At 55.2% G+C, this 22,504-nt stretch carries 21 protein-coding genes and 1 pseudogene; 8 read left to right on the forward strand and 14 right to left on the reverse strand.

Features of this window, described 5'->3' with window-relative positions; translation table 11 throughout:
• Window positions 1-390: 390 nt before the first annotated feature.
• Complete coding sequence (locus PGQ95_RS23525; RefSeq protein WP_430919499.1) at window positions 391-804, forward strand: hypothetical protein; 414 nt, start codon at window positions 391-393, stop codon at window positions 802-804.
• A gap of 394 nt (window positions 805-1,198) precedes the next feature.
• On the opposite strand, the gene fliT is transcribed toward PGQ95_RS23525, so the two are convergent.
• Genes fliT through fliD form a run of 3 tightly spaced genes read right to left on the reverse strand, consistent with a single transcriptional unit; the run spans window position 1,199 to window position 3,444 of the window.
• Window positions 1,199-1,606 carry a flagella biosynthesis regulatory protein FliT gene (gene fliT, locus PGQ95_RS23530; protein ID WP_045397410.1) on the reverse strand — a complete coding sequence of 136 codons (408 nt, stop codon included), beginning with the start codon at window positions 1,604-1,606 and terminating at the stop codon, window positions 1,199-1,201.
• Window positions 1,606-2,016 carry a flagellar export chaperone FliS gene (fliS, locus tag PGQ95_RS23535; protein ID WP_015704959.1) on the reverse strand — a complete coding sequence of 137 codons (411 nt, stop codon included), beginning with the start codon at window positions 2,014-2,016 and terminating at the stop codon, window positions 1,606-1,608. The genes fliT and fliS overlap by 1 nt, the downstream gene beginning before the upstream one ends.
• A 24-nt stretch (window positions 2,017-2,040) precedes the next feature.
• Window positions 2,041-3,444 (reverse strand): flagellar filament capping protein FliD, encoded by a 1,404-nt coding sequence (gene fliD / locus PGQ95_RS23540; RefSeq protein WP_213793848.1) that lies wholly within the window; start codon window positions 3,442-3,444, stop codon window positions 2,041-2,043.
• Here fliD and PGQ95_RS23545 point away from each other — a divergent pair.
• The 3 genes from PGQ95_RS23545 to PGQ95_RS23555 all read left to right on the forward strand — a co-directional run bounded on the left by PGQ95_RS23545 (window position 3,438) and on the right by PGQ95_RS23555 (window position 5,916).
• Entirely contained in the window at window positions 3,438-3,683 is a 246-nt protein-coding gene (locus tag PGQ95_RS23545) for a histidine kinase (protein ID WP_430919531.1), read from the forward strand. The genes fliD and PGQ95_RS23545 overlap by 7 nt on opposite strands.
• Before the next feature lie 43 nt (window positions 3,684-3,726).
• A complete protein-coding gene (locus PGQ95_RS23550; protein ID WP_047076272.1) occupies window positions 3,727-4,995 on the forward strand; it encodes a flagellin FliC in 1,269 nt (422 codons plus the stop codon).
• 198 nt (window positions 4,996-5,193) lie between these two features.
• Window positions 5,194-5,916, forward strand: coding sequence for an RNA polymerase sigma factor FliA (locus PGQ95_RS23555; protein WP_015704963.1), 723 nt, complete (start codon window positions 5,194-5,196; stop codon window positions 5,914-5,916).
• A 30-nt stretch (window positions 5,917-5,946) separates the two neighbouring features.
• Here the strand turns inward: PGQ95_RS23555 and PGQ95_RS23560 are convergent, their stop codons facing one another.
• The 4 genes from PGQ95_RS23560 to PGQ95_RS23575 all read right to left on the reverse strand — a co-directional run bounded on the left by PGQ95_RS23560 (window position 5,947) and on the right by PGQ95_RS23575 (window position 11,188).
• Window positions 5,947-7,116, reverse strand: a complete 1,170-nt coding sequence (locus PGQ95_RS23560; protein ID WP_430919533.1) for a YncE family protein — start codon at window positions 7,114-7,116, stop codon at window positions 5,947-5,949.
• Window positions 7,117-7,144: 28 nt separating this feature from the next.
• Complete coding sequence (locus tag PGQ95_RS23565; RefSeq protein ID WP_430919535.1) at window positions 7,145-9,367, reverse strand: TonB-dependent receptor domain-containing protein; 2,223 nt, start codon at window positions 9,365-9,367, stop codon at window positions 7,145-7,147.
• A 169-nt stretch (window positions 9,368-9,536) separates the two neighbouring features.
• Window positions 9,537-10,328: an energy transducer TonB gene (locus tag PGQ95_RS23570; RefSeq protein WP_430919537.1), complete on the reverse strand. Its 792-nt coding sequence runs from the start codon at window positions 10,326-10,328 to the stop codon at window positions 9,537-9,539.
• The gene (locus PGQ95_RS23575) at window positions 10,325-11,188 is read right to left on the reverse strand and encodes a ChaN family lipoprotein (RefSeq protein WP_308958916.1); all 864 of its coding nucleotides are present in this window, start codon (window positions 11,186-11,188) and stop codon (window positions 10,325-10,327) included. Before PGQ95_RS23575 ends, PGQ95_RS23570 begins: the two co-directional genes overlap by 4 nt.
• A 420-nt stretch (window positions 11,189-11,608) precedes the next feature.
• On the opposite strand from PGQ95_RS23575, the gene PGQ95_RS23580 reads away from it, so the two are divergent.
• From PGQ95_RS23580 to PGQ95_RS23590, 3 genes are read left to right on the forward strand one after another with little or no spacing between them, the layout of a single operon-like run.
• A complete protein-coding gene (locus tag PGQ95_RS23580) occupies window positions 11,609-12,625 on the forward strand; it encodes an iron ABC transporter substrate-binding protein (RefSeq protein ID WP_015704968.1) in 1,017 nt (338 codons plus the stop codon).
• A 23-nt stretch (window positions 12,626-12,648) separates the two neighbouring features.
• Window positions 12,649-14,223 carry an ABC transporter permease gene (locus PGQ95_RS23585; RefSeq protein WP_430919540.1) on the forward strand — a complete coding sequence of 525 codons (1,575 nt, stop codon included), beginning with the start codon at window positions 12,649-12,651 and terminating at the stop codon, window positions 14,221-14,223.
• Window position 14,224: 1 nt separating this feature from the next.
• Window positions 14,225-15,253 carry an ABC transporter ATP-binding protein gene (locus PGQ95_RS23590; RefSeq protein WP_430919542.1) on the forward strand — a complete coding sequence of 343 codons (1,029 nt, stop codon included), beginning with the start codon at window positions 14,225-14,227 and terminating at the stop codon, window positions 15,251-15,253.
• A gap of 202 nt (window positions 15,254-15,455) precedes the next feature.
• Here the strand turns inward: PGQ95_RS23590 and PGQ95_RS23595 are convergent, their stop codons facing one another.
• Window positions 15,456-16,289 (reverse strand): helix-turn-helix transcriptional regulator, encoded by an 834-nt coding sequence (locus tag PGQ95_RS23595; protein WP_087858062.1) that lies wholly within the window; start codon window positions 16,287-16,289, stop codon window positions 15,456-15,458.
• Window positions 16,290-16,525: 236 nt separating this feature from the next.
• A pseudogene (locus PGQ95_RS23600) lies at window positions 16,526-16,645 on the reverse strand (hypothetical protein); the annotation flags it as partial.
• Between PGQ95_RS23600 and PGQ95_RS23605 the strand changes: the two are divergent.
• Complete coding sequence (locus PGQ95_RS23605; protein WP_375156850.1) at window positions 16,612-17,316, forward strand: phytanoyl-CoA dioxygenase family protein; 705 nt, start codon at window positions 16,612-16,614, stop codon at window positions 17,314-17,316. The pseudogene PGQ95_RS23600 and the gene PGQ95_RS23605 sit on opposite strands and share 34 nt — an antisense overlap.
• Before the next feature lie 13 nt (window positions 17,317-17,329).
• Here PGQ95_RS23605 and PGQ95_RS23610 read toward each other — a convergent pair whose 3' ends face one another.
• The 5 genes from PGQ95_RS23610 to PGQ95_RS23630 are packed head-to-tail and all read right to left on the reverse strand — an operon-like array spanning window position 17,330 to window position 22,293.
• Window positions 17,330-17,671: a PTS fructose-like transporter subunit IIB gene (locus PGQ95_RS23610; RefSeq protein ID WP_047065412.1), complete on the reverse strand. Its 342-nt coding sequence runs from the start codon at window positions 17,669-17,671 to the stop codon at window positions 17,330-17,332.
• A gap of 15 nt (window positions 17,672-17,686) precedes the next feature.
• Window positions 17,687-18,562, reverse strand: coding sequence for a [formate-C-acetyltransferase]-activating enzyme (locus PGQ95_RS23615; RefSeq protein WP_430919544.1), 876 nt, complete (start codon window positions 18,560-18,562; stop codon window positions 17,687-17,689).
• Entirely contained in the window at window positions 18,528-20,825 is a 2,298-nt protein-coding gene (locus PGQ95_RS23620; protein ID WP_430919546.1) for a formate C-acetyltransferase, read from the reverse strand. The genes PGQ95_RS23615 and PGQ95_RS23620 overlap by 35 nt, the downstream gene beginning before the upstream one ends.
• 50 nt (window positions 20,826-20,875) lie before the next feature.
• The gene (locus PGQ95_RS23625) at window positions 20,876-21,196 is read right to left on the reverse strand and encodes a PTS fructose-like transporter subunit IIB (RefSeq protein ID WP_087858058.1); all 321 of its coding nucleotides are present in this window, start codon (window positions 21,194-21,196) and stop codon (window positions 20,876-20,878) included.
• Between the two features lie 20 nt (window positions 21,197-21,216).
• A complete protein-coding gene (locus PGQ95_RS23630; RefSeq protein WP_087858057.1) occupies window positions 21,217-22,293 on the reverse strand; it encodes a PTS fructose transporter subunit EIIC in 1,077 nt (358 codons plus the stop codon).
• Between the last annotated feature and the right edge of the window lie 211 nt (window positions 22,294-22,504).

The following is a 22,504-nucleotide window of genomic DNA, read 5'->3' on the forward strand; positions in this document are numbered from 1 at the left end:
GATGGAATTGTTAGAGTAGTAAGCGAGAAGTAACAATAGCCCCCCTTACAGGGGGCATTCTCAAAAGCCACCTTCTAAGAAGGTGGTCTTTTACTCAGTAATTTATTTCCTCTATATACCTCCCTACCAGCAACTAAACTAAGGTTATGACTAACCATCGTCTGAGGGGTTGTGATCATATTCCACGATGAATACGACGAGCGGGAACTGTACCATATGGTCTGCCGTTGGGAGGATGAAGGCGGGGCGCTAGCGTGACGTTTTTCCTTTAAACTGACAGCATTCTGGCGGTTCGGGCGTGAAACCGTTGTAGGGTATGAACGCGCGCGCTTAACCCCTGGCAACTTCAGGGGCAATTTTCCACGGGCTGTGGTAAACCCGGCTGTCTGCATGACACCTGAGCATTTGGCTGAGCAACGCAATGGGTATCTTCAGTCGGAAACGTTGGACAAATATATAACCAGCATGGAGGAGCCTGACGTGGGAAAGCAGCTAACAGAAGATGATCTTCGTGAACATGGCTTCACCGATAAAGAGATTGCCCGCTTACGTGAAATCCTGACGCGACAAGAAAGTAACAATGAAACCTATGCTACTTTGATCGACAGTTTACGAAAACGTTTTTGGGGCGGCGTTATTGTTGTTTGTATTGCCTTTGCCATAGTCGTTTCGTGGATTTTTAACTTCGAAAGTAATGATTTTACTTATCCGCTAATCATTATTTTTATCCTGATTGCTGTTTGGAAATTAACACCTTTCCCGATGGTTTTTAAAGTATATCTTATCTGCTTTAAAATTAAGTGATTACTTATTATAATTTCATATATGGTATTGCCTATTTGTATTCCCTTTACCGTTGATGAAACACCTTTAAGAGCCAACGCAGGGGCACTCATTTCCCGAAGAATACATCCATGTTTTACCCTCGTGACAAATATTAGATTAGCCCGGACAAGATAATACAGAATATTTTTCAGGCATATTTCCCTAAACTTGTGAGTTGTTTGTTTTAGCTGGCAGGATGTTTAGGGTATTTAATTGATGAATGTATGAAGCGTAAATGAAATAATAGATTATATATTATTGCTTATTAGCCCTGTAAAATCCGCCGATGGCTTACCAGGCAACACTCTGCATTGCCCTGGTGAGACCCATCATGCGCTTCCTGACCGGATATCAGGCTGTGACGCTGTTGTTGTTATTGTAATTCTTCGCTTTTGCTCTTGATGGCGACCACATTATCGGACTGCAGTTCGCCAAGCAGGAGCGAGCGATCGTCGAACTGGCCGTAAGCGTTGTTGACCGCGTTCTGGCGGGTGGATTGATCGATCAGCGTTTTTAATTGTTCCATCCGCTGTTGCAATAGCCCTTTCAGTACTCCCTCATTGTCGATAATCTGCTTCAACTTAGCGTTGAGCATCTCTTGCAGAGCCAGCGATGGCCCCGCTTTGCCGGTAAATTCGGCGGTTTTCTCGACCGCCGTCACGTAGGCAAACTGCATTTCCACCAGCGCTTCCCATTGCCCGGCGCGCGCCAGGGCAATCATCTGACTGCTCAGGGTATGGATCTGCTGATAGGCGGCTAAAAGCTGCTGTTGGCGTTCCATCACAATGTACCCTGAGCAGGTTGATAGTTTGGCCCAATTTGCCGCCAGGCATCGGCGATATTCTCCAGCAGCTTGACCACTTCGACGATCGCCGCTTCGTCATTATGCAGGTTGGCCTGCATCAGGCGTCGCTTCATATAATCGTACAGCGCCGCCAGATTATCGGCGATTTCGCCGCCTTGCTGGTGGTCGAGGCCGCTTTTCAACCCGTTGTCGATGATGTTGATTGCCTTCGACAGCGCCAGGCCTTTACCGGCGATATCCCCCTGATTCATCAGGATGCGTGCGCGAAGCAGGGCGTTAAGCGCCCCGTCGAACAACATTACGATTAACTGGTGCGGACTGGCGCTCATCGCGCTGCTTTCCAGACTGACCTGTGCGTAGGCTTGCGTGCCGCTACGGTTATACATGCTGTTTCATTACCTGATTAAGGGTTACTGGGACGAGAACTGCTGTTGTAAGTAGTTACCCGTGCTGCTCAGCTTGGACATCATGGTATCCAACTGAACAAACTGTTGTTTATAGCGATCGATAGTGTTCTGGATGCTGTCAGAAACGGTGTCGATCTGGATATTCAGGCGATCGAGATTGGTGTTGATGCTTTTGGTCGAGTTCTCGATGATGCCGCCCGCTTTAATATAGTTCTGGATTTCATTATGGATTTCGGTGGCCATCCCGGTGTCTTTACCGTTGCCGGCGAAGAAGTTGGCGACCTGATCCGGTTTCTCGTCGAGCGCTTTATTGAGTTTCGTGCTGTCGACTTCAAGCTTGCCGGTTTTGGGATTGGTTGAGATCCCGAGGTTACCAAGGCCTTTCAGCTCCGGGTTGTCCTGAGCGGCGCTGAGCGCGCTTTTAATCGACGACTGAATGCCGCGCAGGGTGTTATCGCCCAGCAGCGCGCCGTTCTTGGCGCTTTGCGCTTCACCGCTTTTCACCGGGGTGTATTTGGTCAGCGAGCCGAAGGTGTCGAGCAGCGAATTGTAGTTATCGACCCACTCTTTGATTTTGTCGGCGGTGCCGCTCTTATCAATGCCGATCACCAGGTTTTGCGGTTCGCCGGCTTTGGTGGTGGTTTTCAGGTCGATGGTGACGCCCTGCAGCGCATCGGCAATCGAGTTGGTGCTGCGCTTAATTTTGGTGCCGTTGACGATAATCTCCGCATCCTGCCCGGCGACGGTTTGCTTCATCGCGCCGCTTTTGCTGCTGCTGTCATAGTTGAGGATGGCGCCGAGTTTATCGTCGTTATTCACCTGCACCGACACGGTGTTTTTCTCGCCGGTGGTGGAGGAGCTCAGCGCCAGCTGATAGTCATTGTCGCCGACGCGCATGATGCTGGCGGTGACGCCGGCTTTAGCGCCGTTGATGGCATCGCGCATCTCCAGCAGCGAGGTCTGGTCGTCGCTCAGCGGAATCGTGGTCTCTTTCGGCGGGTCGCCGGCGGTGATCGTAATGGAGCGATTGCTATTGCCGGCGGTTCCTAGTTTCTCTTGTTGGTCGGTAATTGTCGCCTGGGTGGTCAGGGTTTGCGGCTGCGCCAGCTTCTGCACTTCAACGCTATAGTTGCCCGGCACCGCCTTATTGGTGGTGGTGATGGTGAACTGGTCGTGCTTGGTGGCGGTGGTGCTGTTGAAAAACTCCGGCTTGGCCAGCTCCTTGCTCAGGTTATCGAATTTTTCCAGCGAGCTTTTTAACGTGCCGTAAGCCGTTAGCTGCGCGTTATAGCTGGTTTGCTGAGTGGTATACGGCGTCAGGCGCTGTTGTTCCGCCTTGCTGAGTTTGTCCAGTAAACCGTTGAGGTCGAGTCCTGAGCCGATGCCTAAGGAACTGATCGATGCCATTGGTGTTTCTCCTTACTAATGACGTTATTCGCTTATTGCGTTATCGGCCCAGTGGAGAAAAAGTTTACCGAAAAAGTGAAAAAGGCGATGGCGTAATAGAAGAGGGAAAAAGCGCGTTATTTTCGCCATTGGCGAAGGAGGAAAAATTTTTCAAAAAATGGCTAAAGGTTGCAAAGGATACGTCGATACCAGAAGGGACGGTGGTTGACGCCGTGGGCAAGCAAGCCCGAACCTTTTAACCACGTTGCACTGAACGCAACTGACTCGTAAGGAATGCATATAATGGCACAAGTAATTAATACCAACAGCCTGTCGCTGATGGCGCAAAACAACCTGAACAAATCCCAGTCTTCCCTGGGCACGGCGATTGAGCGTCTGTCTTCCGGTCTGCGCATCAACAGCGCCAAGGACGATGCCGCGGGTCAGGCGATCTCCAACCGTTTCACCGCTAACATCAAAGGCCTGACTCAGGCTTCCCGTAACGCTAACGACGGTATCTCCCTGGCGCAGACCACCGAAGGCGCGCTGAACGAAGTTAACGATAACCTGCAGAACATCCGTCGTCTGACCGTACAGTCGCAGAACGGCTCCAACTCCGCAAGCGACCTGCAGTCCATCCAGGATGAAATCTCCCAGCGTCTGTCAGAAATCAACCGTATCTCCGAACAGACCGATTTCAACGGCGTTAAAGTCCTGAGCGGCGACCAGAAGCTGACCATCCAGGTCGGCGCCAACGACGGCGAAACTATCGATATCGATCTGAAAGATATCAATGCGAAGACTCTGGGCCTGGATAAGTTCAGCGTGGCTAATCCGATTGATGCGGCGACTCAGATTGGTACTGCTGATATTGATAAAGTGGGTGGCACTGCAGCGAAAGATATTCCTGTTACTGCTAACGGGACAGGAACTACAGATGGCAAACTGTATAAAGATGACAATAAATACTATGTTAAGGATGGCGGTAAGACTTATGAAGCGAATCTTGACGCCGATACTGGAGAGTATACTTTTGACACGACTGGTGCTGAATACACAGTAAGTGGTACTGAAAGTGTCGTAGATAAAGTTACCATCCCGGCAAGTGGTGGAGTAAGCGTAACCGGTTTAGCAGCAAATGAAAAATTGCATACATTTACCGATGCCAAAGGTAATAAAGATGGTTATGCAATTGAAGGAAAAGATAAAGATGGTAACACAGCGTACTATAAAGCTACCGTTGATGAAAAAACGGGTAAAGTGGTAAAAGGCGATCAACTGCAAACCACAGAAAAAACTGCCGATCCGCTGGCTACCCTCGACAAAGCCCTGTCCCAGGTTGACCAACTGCGCTCCTCCCTGGGTGCGGTACAGAACCGTTTCGATTCTGTTATCAACAACCTGAACAGCACCGTTAACAACCTGTCCGCTTCCCAGTCCCGTATTCAGGATGCTGACTACGCGACCGAAGTGTCCAACATGAGCCGCGCGAACATCCTGCAGCAGGCGGGTACCTCCGTGCTGGCGCAGGCTAACCAGTCGACTCAGAACGTCCTGTCTCTGCTGCGTTAATCGCACGCCTGATTACTTTCGCATCGCAACCCCGCTTCGGCGGGGTTTTTGCTTTATGCCATAGCCACCCGGCGCAAAACGGCGCAACGGCGGAGCATGTCGTAAATAGAGACGCTTTTATGCGGTTTTTCCGGCGATTGGCATTTTTGCCCCTGCGCATAATAGCGCTGACTCTCTTATCCGCAGGTTTCAGAAATAGTGAGCGATTTGTATACCGCCGAAGGCGTGATGGACAAAAATTCCCTCTGGCTGCGCTACGTTCCGTTAGTGCGGCACGAGGCGTTACGCCTGCAGGTCAGGCTGCCCGCGAGCGTCGAGCTTGACGATCTGCTGCAGGCCGGGGGAATCGGGTTGTTGAACGCCATCGAGCGTTACGACTCGCTACAGGGAACGGCCTTTACCACCTATGCGGTGCAACGTATCCGCGGCGCAATGCTTGATGAACTGCGTAGCCGCGATTGGGTGCCGCGCAGCGTACGGCGTAACGCCCGCGAAGTCGCCCAGGCGATGCAGAAGCTGGAGCAGCATCTGGGCCGCCCGGCCACGGAAAGCGAACTCGCGCAGACGTTGGGTATCACCCTTGCCGAGTACCGACAAATCCTGCTGGATACCAATAACAGCCAGCTGTTCTCCTATGACGAATGGCGGGAAGAGCAGGGCGAGAATGCCGAACGACTACTGGAAGGGCACGAAGAGGCCAATCCGTTGCATCATCTGCTGGAAGGCAGCCTGCGCCAGCGGGTCATTGAGGCCATTGAAGCCTTGCCGGAACGCGAAAAAATGGTCCTCACCCTTTACTACCAGGAAGAGCTAAACCTTAAAGAGATTGGCGCGGTGCTGGAGGTGGGAGAATCCCGCGTCAGCCAGCTACACAGCCAGGCGATTAAGCGCCTGCGCGCGAAGCTGGCCAACGAAGGCTAATAACCACCTGCCGGGCAGGTGGTTAGCGGATTACGATTTACGCAAATCAATGCGCAGAATGCGCTCCTTCGCCCCTTCGACAAATACCTCAGGATCCCATTCGCGATTGAACCCTTCTTTAATGCCGACGTACAGGGTATCCATGTCCGGCGACAACACCATTTGATTCGGATAAACCGGGGGGCGGAATTCATGTGTCACGCGCCAGGTTTTGCCGTCCACGACGCTAATGGTGCCGCTGGTGAAATTACTCACGTACAGCTCGTTATATTTCGGATTGAAACGCACCGCGTTGGCGCCGACGCCGGTACGCACGTAACCCAGCGATTTGCCGTCTTTCAGATCGAAAATATACAGGCCGTCGTGCGGGCCGCTGCGATCGTCGTGATCGAAGGCGACGACGAAAATACGCCCTGAGTCGGAATCAACGATCAGGTTTTGCGCGCTGGCCAACTGCGGCGCGTTAAGCGGGATAGTGCGGACAACCTGCTGGGTTCTGGCATCGATCTCGTTGATATAGTCGCGGCCGCCAACGTAGATCTTCTGCGTCTTTTCATCCAGCGTCAGGCCGTAGGCGGTGCCGCGATAGGCGCCTTTGACTTCCCCTTTCAGCTGCAACGTCGTGCCGTCGAGCATCAACAATTTATGCAGCGGACGCATCCCGTCCTGGGTTTTCAGCATATGGCTGTAGCTGACAAATAACAGGTTAGCGGCGCGGCTGTATACCATATGCCGCAGATGTTCGAAGCGCGCATCGGCGGCGCCGTCGGTGGTGAAGCTCAGGCGCGGGCTGGTGCGGGTGATTTTACCGCTGGCGGCGTCGAACAGGCTAATACGCAGCGAAGCCGCCTGGGTATGGCCGACGTAAAGCACGCGCGCCGGCTGATTCATCGCCAGCGAGAAGGCGCGCCTGGGCATATCGTAGCGCTGGATAACCTGCAGGGTGGCCGGATTAAAGGCGTAGAGATAACCTTTATTGGCCGCGCGGTTAACCCGGTCGGTCGCCGCGGCGAATAGCAGGTTGTCGCCATTATCGAACGCCAGCTCATAAATCCCTTCATTGGCTTCCTGCAGATAATTGGTTTTCATCGCAAAGCGCGACGCTTCCCGCGGCGGTGGATCGATAGCGAAAGCCGGGTGGGGGAGCAGGGCGGCGAGCAGCAGCGCAGCCAGCGGTTTTATCAAGTTGCGATTAGGCATGATGGTTATCCTTGTTGATAAATAGGGATCAGAACTGGATTTCGCCGCCGAAAATATAGGTGCGGCCGCGGGCGGTGGTGTTAACAGAGGCGCCCTCTTTGGCGTTATCGAGACTCTGGTTCATACGGTTTAGCGCTTCGGAGTAGTCACGATTCGTCACGTTCTGCACGCTAAAGCGCAGCAGTACGTTATCGGTCATCTGCCAGCTGCTATAGAGGTCGATAATGGTCGGGATATTCGGCATGCTCTCTTTAGGCACCGTGTTGGTGTCGAGGCTAATGCCTTCGGTACTCAGGCGTTTTGATTTACCGGTGAATTTCACCAGGCTGCCGACGGTGAGTTTGCGATCGAACAGGCGCCCGCCCACATCCACCGTGGCGTAGCTGCTGGGAAGATCGCTAAGGTCGCTATAGGCGAAGCTATAGACCGTACTGGCAATAGAGGTGGGCTGATCGGTACGCTGCTTGCTCCATGACACATTGGCGTAGGCAAAACCGATGTCGTATCCGGCTTCAATCTCATAGCCCTCGGTGGTCACCGGCGAGGTGACGTTAACCGAGATATTGGCGTTGAAATCCGGTGAAGCATTGGCGACATCTTTACACAGCCCGCCGTTACTGCACAGCAGGAAGGATTCGCTGGTGATGTAATCTTTAATCCGCGAGCGGTAGGTCAGAGCTTTCAGATGCAGGCTATCCTGCTCGCTCAATAACCCTTGTTTGATAACGTTAAAACCGGCCTCCCAGGTCTCGGCTTTTTCCGGCTTCAGGAACGGGTTCATCGATGCGCCGCCCTCGTTGGCGAAGAACACTTCCTGAACGTTCGGCGCGCGCGATGAACGGCTCCAGCTGACGAACGGCTGCAGCCATGGCGTCACCTGCGCGGAGAAGGTCGCCGAGGGATTAAAACCGTTATCTTTAACGTTGAGCTGGGTTGCCCCTTGCGGGAAGCATTTTTCGTTATCTGCACAGGCCGGTTTATAGCCCTGTACCCGGCTACGGGTATAGTTAAGATTAAGATCGAGCTGATAAATATCCTTGTTTAATGTCAGCCCGCTATAGAGCGAGGCGATCTTCTGTTTGCCCGCCGGGGCGAAGGCGTTATGGTCGGTCTCGGTATCCTGCACGAAGCGGCGGGAATAGCGGGTATCCATTAACTTGCCACCGAGCTGGAAAGCGGCATACAGATCGTCGGTAATACGAAAACGGCTGGTGTTGTTCATATCCAGCGCGTTGGACTTATTGGTGGTCGAGGAGTCGTTAAAGTTATACAGCGACTCCGGTTTATATGACTGATTGCCGCGGCTGGTGCTGGCTAAAACATTGAACTCGACCAGTTCATTGAGCGGCGCGTAGTTATAGCGCAGATAGTAGTCGTCGCTGCTAATATCGCGACGGGTAAAGCTATTGCGGTAATTACGCCCGGAAAACTCGAAGCGGTTAAATTGATCGACGTTGAAATTGATTTTATACAGCTGCGAGCGCGGCTCCTGGCGCAGATATTTATTATCTTCGCCGATAAACTCTTCGCTGCTGCGTCCGCCGCCGTTTTTATAGGTCGCATAGGTGCGGGTGCCGCTGATGCCGAGTAGCGCGCCAAGGCCGCCGCCGTTATCGAAGGCGTCGGTTTTGCCGGCTACCGTTACCATACCGGTGCGGCCGAGTCCGTTATCGCCCACGGAAAAACGCGACAGCAGGCCGACCTGATGCCCCGGTATTAACACATCATCGATACCGATCGTGCGCAGGTTGGCGCTGCCCGCCAGCGCGTTGACGCCTTGCGAACCGGCGCTGTTGCCGCGGGTGATATCCACTTCGGCCAGGAAGTTGGGGTCCAGCGGCACCCCGGCGGCGGTATTCGCCCCGCCGTGATAGTTAGCCGGCGCCATGCCGAAGAAGGTCTGGGTGACGCCATCCACCATGGTGTTTACCCGGCCCAGCCCGTTCATGCCGCGAATATTGACGCTGATGGTGCCCTGCAGCGGGTCGATTTGCGTATAGGTGCCCGCCATGCTGCGCAGCGAGGCATCGAGGCTTTGCAGATTCTTATTGAGCGTTCGTGAACTGTAGGCGCCGGGACGGGTATAGCTCTCCTCTGAGGAGCCGACCTGGCCGGCATTTTCCGCCAGCGGGTTATCGGTAATGGTGATAGGAGAGAAAACCGATTCTCCTTCGCTTTCGGCGGCGAAAGCCTGGCCGTTGACGATAAGTAGCCCGGTAACGAGCCCCGTGATTATTTGTGATTTTTCCATAATCCAATCCTGAGGTAATAAATAGTTAACGCACAAAAAGGGCAGCAGCGTGCATCGCGCTTATTGCTAAGTGCGATGACACATTGCCCAAAATAAAAAATTATTAGCGGTCAGTGACCGTTATAAATAACGTCCGGGTTGCCTGAATAAATAACAGGGAACCCTGGGTTTATATTTTTAATAAGCCGAACTCCACCGGCAGGGTGACCTTATTAATACCGTTACGCAGCAGCTCTTTTGGCGGCGGCGGAAGCGGACGCGCATTTTCCAGCGCCATCAGCGCGGCGCGATCCAGCGAATGGGTCCCTGATGAGTTTGCCAACTGCGATTGCAACACCTCGCCGCGTTCGTTGACGCTGAAGGTAATAATGACGGTACCGGTACGTTTACGGCGGCGCGCATCTTCCGGATAGTGGCGCATTTTGTTGATTTTGCCTTTCACCAGCGATTCCCAACTGATCTTGTTGCGGCTCAGGCGCGCGGCATCGCTATCGAGCGGCGCGGTGGTGCGCTGAGTAAGGACGGCCGGCGCCGGGGGCGCGGCGAAGCTGGTAATGGTTGAATTGCCCTTTTCCTCTTGCTGCTGGCGGCGGGACTGTTTTTTAACCTCGATTTGCTTTTTCCGCTGCGGTTCGGGTTTGCTGGCGGACAGCTTTATTTGCGCATTGTCGTGAATTTGTAGCTTCGGCGCCTCTTTCACCGCGGCTGTTTCCTGCTCGGTCATCGCCTCGACTTTGCGCTGCTGGGTGACGCCCGGCGGCAGCTCGGGATGAATAAATGACACTTCCAGTTCCGGCGCGTACTCCACCATCACCGCGGCAGGGGGCGCGGCATCCGGCGGCGAGGCGAAGTGAATGATAAAAGGCACGGCCAGCGCCAGGTGGCCAAGCACGCTTGCCGTTGTCCCTGCCAACCAGCGGGGACGCGATGCTATCAATGGCGTGGAGAGAGGGATATTCATTTTTCTGCCGCTACCGACCAGACATAATCAGCCTGCTTCGCCGTCGGCGTGGCGCCGTCGGTGGTCAGCAGTAAGACCAGCGGTTTTTCCGCCTTGAGATCGGCCAGATGCAGCGGTACGCCAATATCTTTCGCCGCATGATAACCGCCGGCAATTAACAGCGCAGGGCGCGGCGCGGCTTTCATTTGCATCGCCATCAGGCGATCGCGCTGCTGTTGGATAGCGAGCATAGAGGTAACCTGCTCGCCATCGATTTGCCCGTTATGCATCAGAAAGATAATGGCCGATAGCGATTCATGTACCTGCGGGCTGTTGGAAAGTGCTCCGCGGGGAAACGTGGGATGTTGATAAATATCGCTCACCTGCTGGCGGCTGAGGTTAGCTGCCAGCAGCGGATAAGGCGCTTGCAGCGCGGTCATTACGACATCGCGATAAAGCGCCCACGGCCAGCCGGGATTCCAGCGCAGCGTTTCCGCTGCGCGAGTGGCGGAAACGGTCGTCCCGCTGAGGCTGGCCTGCTTGACCCGATTAACCGCCTCCTGCTGGCTTAGGTCGATCATCTCCATCAGTACGCTGCCCTGCGGGCGAAGGGTGTGAAGGTTCTGCAGCAGCCAGCGCTCAATCTGGTGATGCTGGGTGTTAGTATGTTCTTCGCCGACAATAACCAGCGGCGCCTGAGCGAGTTGGTTCAGCAATTGTTGCGGCGTCAGGGAGCGTCCGCTGGCGGTATCGCGAATATCCGCCTGCTCTACCAGCGCGCGCTCCCCGGCAGGGGAGAGGGGATAAACCGGGCTGTGACAGGCGCTGATGAGCAACGCGCAGCCTATAACCAGAGTGTTTAAAAGGGTTTCCTTAAACATAAAATATCCATTTTCGGCTTTTTAGTCGTCTTTTCTTCGTATCTTGCTGCTGGAACAGGATGATATGTGATATTGAGAATGATTATCAAGATCATTCTCATTTAAAATTATTGGCAAGAGTGATGGTTTCACCCGGCAAACAGCTGTCCGTTGCCGTGTCGTGGGTAGAATCTGTGAAGACGATCAAGATTTTAAACAGCGATAATATTTAAAGCTGCTGGCTTAATGTTGTCTTAATGTTTGTTTCAGTCGCGCGTCGAAATAAGCATTTTGTCATCAGGAAATTCTAATTGGCGGTGTTTTTCACTTTTTTAAAATGATGGTAATTGTTTTCATTATCATTCACATTCCTCTGTGATTTAATCCGTGCCAACCCGGTTTCTCCACGGCTTTTCGACTACCCATACTAAGGATTAGCTTATGAATTTCCGCTTATCGGCATATTGCGCGGCGATGCTCGCTGCTTCGGCTCTGTTTACCGCTCCGCAGGTTATGGCTGCTGACAATGGCGACGGCATTGTGGTGTATAACGCCCAGCATGAAAACCTGGTGAAATCCTGGGTTGACGGCTTTACCAAAGAAACCGGTATTAAAGTCACGCTGCGCAACGGCGACGATAGCGAATTGGGTAATCAACTGGTGCAGGAGGGGTCAGCCTCGCCGGCGGATGTCTTCCTGACTGAAAACTCGCCTTCAATGGTGCTGGTTGATAACGCCAAACTGTTTGCGCCGCTGGATGCCGCAACGCTGAATCAGGTCGCGCCGCAGTACCGTCCTGAGCACGGCCGCTGGATTGGCATTGCTGCCCGCAGCACCGTTTTCGTCTATAACCCGGCGAAAATCAGCGAATCTCAGCTGCCGCATTCGCTGATGGACCTGGCGAAACCTGAGTGGAAAGGGCGCTGGGCCGCCTCTCCATCGGGCGCAGACTTCCAGGCCATCGTCAGCGCCATGCTGGCGTTGAAGGGCGAAAAAGCGACGCTCGACTGGCTGAAGGCGATGAAAACGAACTTCGTGGCCTACAAAGGCAACAGCACGGTGATGAAAGCGGTCAACGCCGGACAAATCGACGGCGGGGTGATCTACCACTATTACCGCTTTGTCGACCAGGCGAAAACCGGCGAGAACAGCAAAAACACCAGGCTGTATTACTTTAAAAACCAGGATCCGGGCGCTTTCGTGAGTATCTCCGGCGGCGGCGTACTGGCGTCCAGCAAACATAAAGAGCAGGCGCAGGCGTTTATCAAATGGATCACCGGCAAGCAGGGTCAGGATGAGCTGCGTACCAATAATGCCTTCGAATATGCGGTGGGCGTGAATGCCGCCTCTAACCCGAAACTGACGCCGCTGAAAGAGCTGGACGCGCCGAAGGTAGAGCCGTCAACGCTGAATAGCAAAAAAGTGATCGACCTGATGACCCAGGCTGGCCTGCTGTAATTTGATGCTGAAGTGATTTATCTATGTCTGGCCTGAGTCTGGTACTCGGAAAGAAAACAGGACGCCTGCCCGAGCGCAGGCGTCCTGCATTTCCGATGGTTGCCTTAGCTGTACTGTTTTCTGTAATGGCGTTACTGCCCTTAGGTTTTGTGGCCGCGGTGGGGATTGAGACCGGCTGGCCGACTATTAAAGCCCTGGTGTTTCGCCCGCGGGTGGCCGAACTGCTCAGCAATACGCTATGGCTGACGCTGCTGGCGGTGCCCATCTGCATCACGCTTGGCGTAGCGGTGGCCTGGCTTACTGAACGCACCGCGCTTGCCGGGCGTCAGCTGTGGTCGGCGCTGGCGGTCGCGCCGCTGGCTATCCCGGCATTTGTCCAGAGCTATGCCTGGGTTAGCGCGGTTCCCTCGCTGCACGGCCTGTCCGCCGGGGTGTTCCTTTCGGTGCTGGCCTACTATCCCTTTATCTACATGCCGGTGGCGGCGGTGCTTCGTCGTCTCGACCCGACGCTGGAAGATGTTGCCGCCTCGTTGGGCACGCCGCCGTGGAAGGTTTTCTTCCGCGTGGTGCTGCCGCAACTGCGGTTGGCTATCTGCGGCGGCGCGCTGCTGGTGGCGCTGCATCTGCTGGCGGAATATGGCCTGTATGTGATGATTCGCTTCGATACCTTCACCACCGCCATTTATGACCAGTTCCAGTCCACCTTTAGCGGCCCGGCGGCGAATATGTTGGCAGGGGTACTGGCGCTGTGCTGCCTGGCTATCCTGCTACTGGAGAGCCTCTCGCGCGGCAAAGCGCGTTATGCGCGTATCGGCGCCGGCGCGGCGCGAGAACAGAAGCGTCGTCCGCTGGGCAACGTGGCCGCATGGGGCGCGCAACTGCTGCTGTTGACGCTGGTGATGCTGGCGATGGGCGTCCCGCTGCTGGTGCTGTGCCGCTGGCTATGGCTTGGCGGTGTGGAGAACTGGCTGCATGCCGATCTTTGGCATTCGCTGCGCCAGACCCTGCTACTGGGAGCGGGCGGCGCGCTGCTGACCACCGCTTGCGCGATTCCTATCGCCTGGCTCGGCGTGCGTTATCCGCGCCGGCTGTTCCGCCTGCTGGAAGGCTGTAATTACATCACCAGCTCACTGCCGGGTATCGTCACCGCGCTGGCGCTGGTGACGGTCGCCATCCACTATGCCCGTCCGGTGTATCAGACCGAAGTGACGCTGTTCCTCGCTTACCTGCTGATGTTTATGCCGCGAGCGCTGATTAACCTGCGCGCCGGTATCGCCCAGGCGCCGGTTGAGCTGGAAAACGTCGCCCGTAGCCTTGGCCGCAGCCCGGCTCGCGCCTTATGGAGCGTTACCATGCGGTTGGCCGCGCCGGGAGCGGCCGCTGGCGCCGCGTTGGTGTTTCTTGGCGTGAGCAACGAGCTCACCGCGACGTTGCTGCTATCGCCGTTAGGCACCCGCACGCTGTCGACCGGTTTTTGGGCGTTAACCAGCGAGATCGACTACGTCGCCGCAGCGCCCTATGCGATGCTGATGATCGTGATTTCGCTGCCGCTGACGGCGGTTCTTTATGTGCAGTCGAAAAAAATTGCAGGGTTGTAACATGCTGGAATTGTCCTCTATCTCGAAATCCTTCGCCGACGCGCTGGTGCTCGATAACCTTAATCTGACCGTGGCGCCGGGAAGCCGTACCGCCATTGTCGGCCCGTCGGGTTCCGGTAAAACCACGCTGCTGCGAATTCTTGCCGGTTTTGAAACCCCGGATAACGGGCGAATCGTTCTGCAGGGCAACACCCTGTTTGCCGAAGGCGTGTTTGTGCCGGCGCATCAGCGCGGGATCGGTTTCGTGCCGCAGGAAGGGGCGCTGTTCCCCCATCTTAACGTCGCGGACAATATTGCCTGGGGGCTGGATTGTAACCGGGAAGAGAAACGCCGTCGGGTCGCTGCGCTGATGGAGATGGTGGCGTTAGATTCGACATTAGCGAACCACTGGCCGCATGAAATTTCCGGCGGCCAGCAGCAGCGGGTTGCGCTGGCGCGCGCATTGGCCCAGCGGCCATCGCTGATGTTACTGGATGAACCTTTCTCGGCGCTGGATACCGGACTGCGGGCGGCAACGCGTAAAGCCACCGCCGACCTGCTGGCCGAGGCTGGCGTAGCGTCGATCCTGGTCACTCACGATCAGACGGAGGCGCTGTCGTTTGCAAGCCAGGTCGCGGTGATGCGGCAAGGACGTTTTGCTCAGGTAGGGACCCCGTTCGAGGTCTATTCGCGCCCGGTTGACGAGGCCACCGCGCTGTTTCTTGGCGATGCGCTGGTGCTCGACGCCGAGCTCACTGAGGGGCGCGCGCGTTGCGCCATCGGCGAGTTACCGACTGACAATCCTCACGCCAGCGGCCGCGGACGTGTAATGCTGCGCCCGGAGCAACTGCGGGTGTCGCCGTGCGCGCCGCAGGAGAGCGCATTTAGTATCGTGGATGTCGATTTCGCCGGCCATATCTCGACGCTGACGGTGACGGTTACAGGGCAATCGATGCCGCTGGTGCTGAAAACCGTCAGCCAGGCCGCCTGGCAAGCTGGCGCAGCGGTTCGCCTGGACGTTATTGGCCAGGCGCGGATATTTTGCGCATAGCGGTGAAAAGGTGAACGTTCAGCCGGGATAAAAATTGATTTGGCGCGGAGATACGTTAATTAGCTGCTGATGTAGCACATTGTGCTAATTACACTTCCAGCGAACGCTTTAGTATCCGCGCCACTGATCTCGTCGCCATGGAGTGGTAGGTCGTTGGAATAATTCCGCGAGGTCAGTCCATTCTTATTTCCCCTGGGGATGATTATCGTTGCTGCGCGCTACGGCAGTGCCGACGATATTCCGAGGGTGAACGTTCAGTATTACGTTTAAACACCCGGCAAAAATAGTTGCTATCGATAAAGCCGCAGTTATGCGCAATTTCTTTTACTTTTAAATCATAACCGCGTAATAGTTGCTTGGCTTTTTCCAGCCGCACGGCGGTTAGATATTCATTAAAGCCCACCGAGCCTGACTTCTGAAATATATGCGAAAGATAGTTCGGGGTAATATGAAAGCGTCTGGCCACCGATTCTCGGGTCAGCGGCTGGCTTAGATTTTCTTGTAGATAATCCTGAACGGCTAAAAACAGATCGCGGCTGCGGCTTACGCGCATTTCCAGCCCGACTAGTTGTTCAAGGCAGTGGCTTAACAGCGCGGAAACTACCAGCCGGGCGGTTATTGGGTCAGGCTGCAGGCAGACCTCATTCAACGCCAGCAGCAGATAGGAGCCAACGCGGGGGCCCAGCCTGGCGACGTTTTGCTTTTCAGTATGTAGTGTTTTACCGTCCCAGCGCTGGAGGCAAAAGCCGAGCTTTTGGCGGCCGAATAAAATGCTGAGCGTGGCCGCCGGGCCGGTCCACTCGGGTAGCGTCCACTTTCCCGCCTGTACGTAGAGTACCTGGGATGTGGCTAAGACCGCCGCGGATAGCGGCAGCCCCTGTTCATGAAGCTCGCCTTCAAGGACAATCTCCAGGCGCGGGAAGGGCACCTTCAGCGCCAGCGCCGGAACGGGAATATCCGGCTCCGGAAAGCGGACTTGCAGCCTATCTTTTTGATTAACTAAACGATTTAGTATGCCCGCCAGATCATCAATCATCCTGTCGACCCCGAGTTAAAATTATCTCGTTGATTATAATCTTTTTTATCCTGATGTTCCGCCTTACGGCGCGCTACGGATGCATTATTAAATGGGTGAATATTTTCGACGAATTCACCCGCCGTCAATTATTGATAATGCTCACATTTTTGTGGCTGGCGTACGGATATCCAGTTTTTCGTAGTTTTTCCTTCCTGCCTGGTCGTTGTCCGCATCGTAGAGTTTGATTGTGTTATCTAAAAGTTAAAAGGAAGACAATATGGACTCACAATCGACGGTTCATCTGGCTGCGCTTGGCGCGACCCAGACGCTAAGCGACCAAATGAAACATGAACTTGATACGCTTGGCTATACCGTGGTGCACAACGTCGTTGATCCTCAGTGGCTGAACGAGATGCGCGAGCGCATTGACGCGCTGGTGGAACGTGAAGGCGAGAATCTGGCGATGGAACACCATCAGGAGGCGACGGCGACGCGTATTGCCAACCTCATCAACAAGGGTGTTATCTGGGAAAAGGTGTGGTCACATCCGCTCATTCTTTCCGTCTGTCGTTATATTTTTAATGGCGCGTTTAAGGTTTCCAGCCTTAATGCCCGCGAGGCGCTGTATAACGGTGGTCATCAACCGCTGCACGCCGACTGGAAAAAGCCGCGAGTAGACTTCCCGAAAGTGCATCTGGTCAATACGATATGGGCTATTGATGATTTGAGCGCCGCCAACGGGGCGCCGAGGATTATTCCGGCGACCCATCTGCGCCCGGAGCTGCCGGAAGAGGTTTTGGCGGATCCCGAAAAGACGCATCCTGATGAAATTGTTTTTGCCGCGCCGGCCGGTAGCGTAATGATTTATAACGCGCATGCCTGGCACGGTGGCACCCGCAATCGTGAAGGCAGCAGAAGGCGCGTTCTTCATGGCTTATATATTGATCGTGCTGATACCGCGCAGCAGGACCAGCAGCGCTGGCTGACGCCGGAAACGGCGAGCCGCCTGACGCCCGCGCAAAAGTGGCTGCTCGACGTGCAATAAGCGCCGTGGCCGGTCAGGGAACTTCCAGGTAAACGACCGGCTTTTTCATAATGCTATTAACGGCTTTGACAATTTGCTGTGGCTGCAACAGGAATGTGGCGATACTGGTTTTAATGGTACGGAGTCCGTTAAAGCGCTGAGCGCCATCGATTTCGATATCGGTTACCAGTAACACCACCGTGGCGCGGGCAATATCCTCTTCGCTAATTCGGTTTTCCACGCCGAGCGCGCCCTGGGTTTCCACTTTCAGAGACCATTTTTCATGGTGACCGACTTTTTCCAGCAGCTCGGCTGCCATATAGGTATGTGCAACCCCGCTCACGCAGGCGGTCACCGCGACAATGTTGAAGTCCATAACATCCTCCAGGCGTTAACCGCCGATAGTGACGTGATATCCTGCTGCTTCAGCCAGCGCTTGATAAGGATGAATATCCGCCTCTTGGGGAGCGTTGACGCCGGCCAGCGGCCAGCTTTTACCCAGCAGACGGTATTTCGCCTCGCCATATTGATGAAACGGCAACAGGTGAATCTCCGTCAGACCGAACGGCGCGAGGAAATTTAAGATCTGCTTAAAATTCTCCGTGTTCATCGTGTAGCCAGGGATCAGCGGCACGCGCGGGATAAGATTCATTTTGCGGCTGGCCAACTGACGAAAGTTGTCCAGTACCCGCGGCTGATTCATCTGCAGTAGTGAATGGGCCCGCTCGCTATTCATGATTTTCAAATCAAACAGTATTTCGTCACAGGCTTCGGCGACCGGGAGGAAACGGTTAAAGGCGCAGTCGCCTGCGGTTTCGATAGCGGTGTGGATCCCCCACTGACGCAGATGCTGGAGGAAACTGGCAGCAAATCCGGCCTGCATCAGTACTTCGCCACCTGACAGGGTGACGCCGCCGCCGGATGCCCGGAAGAAGACCTCGTCCTTAAGCACCTCGCGCAGCAGAGCATCGAGCGTGACATCCCGGCCTATCTGCTCCCATGCGCCGGAGGGACACTCAGCGACATCCTGCAGGCAGCGCGTGCAGCGCAGGCATTTACTCTCCCGGCGCAGGGTTTCAATCTTTGGCGAGATCGATTCAGGATTGGCGCACCACGGGCAGGTATGAGGGCAACCTTTGAAAAATACCACCGTGCGGATGCCTTGTCCGTCATTAAGCGAGTAGCGTTGAAGGTTAAAAATGCGCGCCGTATCGGCGCGCGTTTCGATGACCTCACAGCTGATGCGCGGTGCGGCGGATAATGTCATCCTGTATCTCCTTCGACAGCTCAACAAAGAAGGCGCTGTAGCCCGCGACGCGCACCACCAGGCCTGCGAAGTCCTGCGGCCGCTGCTGCGCTTCACGCAGGGTGTCGGCGTTGACCACGTTAAACTGGATGTGCTGCAGCTTGAGCTTGCAGAAGGCCTGTAAAAAGTCTGCCAGTTTGTTCAGGCCGCCATCTCCGGCAAGCGTTGCCGGGGTGAATTTGACATTCAGCAACGTACCGTTCGACAGCAGATAGTTATCCAGTTTGCTGACCGATTTCAGCACCGCCGTCGGCCCCTGAGCATCCTGTCCAACCATTGGCGACAGGCCGCCGTCCGCCAGCTGTTCGCCAGCCAGTCGACCGTCCGGCGTCGCGCCGACGACCGAGCCCAGCGGCACATGCGCGGAGACGGTATAGGAGCCAGGGGTAAAATGGCCGCCGCGAGGGTTCAGATACCGTTCTACCTCTTTACAGTAAAAACGCAGCAGATCGGCGCTAATATTATCGACTTCGTCGATATCGTTGCCGTATTTCTCGTAACGGTTGATCAAGCGGGCGCGGATTTTTTCTCCTTCCGGCGTGCGGAAGTTGGCTTTTAGCACCGCCATCAGCTCGGCAAAACTGAGGCGCTGTTGCTCGAAGACCATGCCCTTCAGCGCGTGCAGCGAATCGCTCAGGTTAGCGATTCCGATACCCTGAACGCCGGAGAAGTTATAGCGCGCGCCGCCTGCGGTGATATCTTTGCCGTGCTGCACGCAATCTTCGATAAAGGATGACAGCAGGGGCACCGGAGCCCAGTCGCGATGGCCGATATCGCAAATGTTGCTGCCTTCGACCATCAGCTTGATGTAATGGCGGATTTTGTCGCGGATTTGGCTGATGAGGCCGTCCCAGCTGACATCGGGCTGCTGTTCATTTTCCTGCAGCACAATTTCCATCACCTTCAGCAGATTAAACATCGCGATATCGTGCAGGCCGTAGGTGCGCCCGGGAATAGAGAGCTCCACGCAGCCGACCACCGCGTAATCGCGGGCATCTTCCAGCGACACGCCGCGGTTGAGGAAGGCCGGGACGACCACCTCATCGTTGAAAATCTGCGGGATCCCGGTGCCCAGGCGAATGGTCTCAGCGGTTTTGCGCAGGAACGGGCGATCTATTAGTTCATTGACCCGTACTCCCAGATTCGGCTGCGGTAGCTGCACATTCTGGTAAGCATCGAGAGAAAGAAAGGACAGTACGTTTACCGCACTACGCCCGGTTTCCGTCAGTCCGCCAAGCAGGGCGGTGTAACCGGTAGGGAAACCTGCGAAATAGCGCGCGCTGCTGGAAGATCGCAGCAGAACGATATCGTTGCATTTTACCCACAGCGACTCCAGCAGCTCCTTGAGATAAGCGGGATCCTGACCCTGAGTCAGCGACGCCTGATAAAAAGGCAGCATGTACTGGTCAAAACGCCCGAGCGAAATCGAGCTGGCGTTGGATTCATACTGCAAAATAATGTTCATATACCAGAACAGCTGGCAGGCCTGGGCAAAATCCTGCGGCCGATGCTGCGCGTTATGGCGTGAGGTCGCGGCGATGGTTGCCAGCTCCCGCTGACGCTGGGCATTCGCGCAGTTCGCGGCCATCTCTTCCGCCAGAGCGGCGTAGCGCAAAATATGGCGCTGAGAGGCTTCAAGTAAGATCAATACCGCCTGATAAAAGTGGTTATCAGGCTGCCGGGCGCAGTGTGATTTCAGCTCGGCGATCAGCGCGTCAAGGCCATGATTCAGTAGCCGCGGATAGTCGATAATAATATGGCCCTGGCCTTTATCCGTCTGGTTAACGCTGAAAATCTGCGTGCTGATAGCAGCCTTTACTTCCTCGGTCATTTGACCATTGATGAAATCTTTCATTGAGCGCTTTTCCCAGTAAGGGAACAGCGTTTCGCGGTAAATTCGTTTATCTTCTTCGCTTATCGCGAAGCGGTCCTGCGGGCGGGTCGGGAAGGCGTCGAGTTCGTTGAGCAGCCAGTAGGGATCCATCTCCGGCGATATAATTCCCGCACGTGGTTTAACGGTGCGGTTGCCGGCAATCAGTTCATCATCACGAATCGAAATGGCCACCTTATCAAGGATCCATGCCGTGGCTTTCGCCCGGCGGATAATCACCGGCTCCCCCTCCGTTAGCCGATGGCTGGCGGTATAGAGCAATGCGCGTTCAAGGGAGATTTCGCGCGGCTGGGCGAACAGGCTGGCTTTCAGGCGTTGCGTACGATTCGTCATGACAAACTCCGTGTTGTGGCGAAGAGGCGCGTAAGCGCCTCTTTTGGGCTTCAGGCGTTCTGGGAAAGGTGGCTATCTATCTTGTTCATGATGGCGTCGGCGCGTTTTACCGCATCGCTGATATTGACGCGCACAATGGTTTTCCCGGCAAAACGTTCTTCAAACTTAATGCCGATATCTTTGGTCAGAATGACCATATCGGCAGCGGCGATATCCTCCGCCGTGAGTTCGTTCTCAATGCCGATGGAACCCTGGGTCTCAACCTTAACCTGCCAGCCTTTGGCTTTAGCGGCGCTTTCCAGCGACTCGGCGGCCATATAGGTATGGGCGACGCCCGATGGGCAGGCGGTGACGGCGATAATGTGGGTCATAAGGTGTTCCTTCCAGTCTGTTAGTTAATTTCGAAATCAAGATCTAATTCATCGTCGGCTTGGGCGTCGGACGGTTGCTTTTTGGTGAATGCTTTCAGGGCGATGACGCAGGCCGCGCTGACGCAGGCGCCGACAAAGAGTGCGGTGACAAAGGCGAGTTTGCCCTGGACCACCGGCAGCACGATAAGCCCGCCCCAGCCGGCATAGCACTGCGCGCCCATCAGCGCGGCGGTGACGCAGCCGCAGGCGGCGCCAATCATGTTGGCGGGAATAACGCGCAGCGGGTCGGCGGCGGCAAAAGGAATGGCGCCTTCGGTCACCCCGACGCAGCCCATCACCAGCGCGGCCTTGCCGGTTTCACGCTCTTCGGCGGTAAAATATTGGCGACCAATTAACGTCGCCAGTCCCATGCCCAGCGGCGGTACGGCGATGCCGACCGCGGCGATTGCCACGACGCTGTAGACGCCCTGAGAGACGCAAATCAACATAAAGGCGTAGGCCACTTTGTTAACCGGGCCGCCCATATCAAAGGCCAGCATCAGGCCCATAATGATGGCCAGCACCACGATGCTGCCTTCGCGCATCCCCTGCAGCCAGCTGGTCAGGTTTGCGGTCAGCGCGCCCACCGGTTCGCCGAGGCCCCACATCATGATCCCGGCGGTGATAAAGGTGCCGATGATGGGAATAATGAAGATAGGCATCACCGAGCGTAGAACTTTATGAACGGGAATTTTTTTCAGGTAATAGACCACCAGACCGCCAATCATTCCGGCTATCAGCGCGCCGAAGAAGCCGGCGCCGAAGCCGTTGCCGACCCAGGCGCCAATGGCGCAGGGGGCCAGCGCGGCGCGGTCAGAAATGGAGTAGCCGATGTAGGCGGCAAGGAAAGGTACCATCAGCGTCAGCCCGGCGACGCCGATATCAAAGAGCTTCTTCAGATTAGGGTCGGTGGCGGCATCGGGCACCGCGCCTTTGCCATATAACATGACGGACACCGCCAGCAGGATCCCGCCGGAAACGACGAAGGGGATCATGTGTGAGACGCCGGTCATCAGATGCTGGCGGGTATTTTTTAGTATGTGCACCAGTTCGTTCATTGCTTGCTCCTGAGCGCTGTGTGGCCCGTGACAGTATTGATGCCTCAACATTAGAAAAAGGGCGGGGTATAAAATAGTAGAGAAAAAGTGCATTTACTGGATATTTGTAAGGTGAGAAAGGAATTGCGATCCACCTCAAATCTTAGCTGTTATTAGGGCTACGTACGCCTGAACTGATGAATTGTGATGGCGAGCATAAAAAAGATGTATG

The sequence above is a fragment of the Klebsiella sp. 141240 genome (assembly GCF_050600805.1).
Taxonomy (GTDB): Bacteria; Pseudomonadota; Gammaproteobacteria; order Enterobacterales; family Enterobacteriaceae; genus Klebsiella; species Klebsiella aerogenes.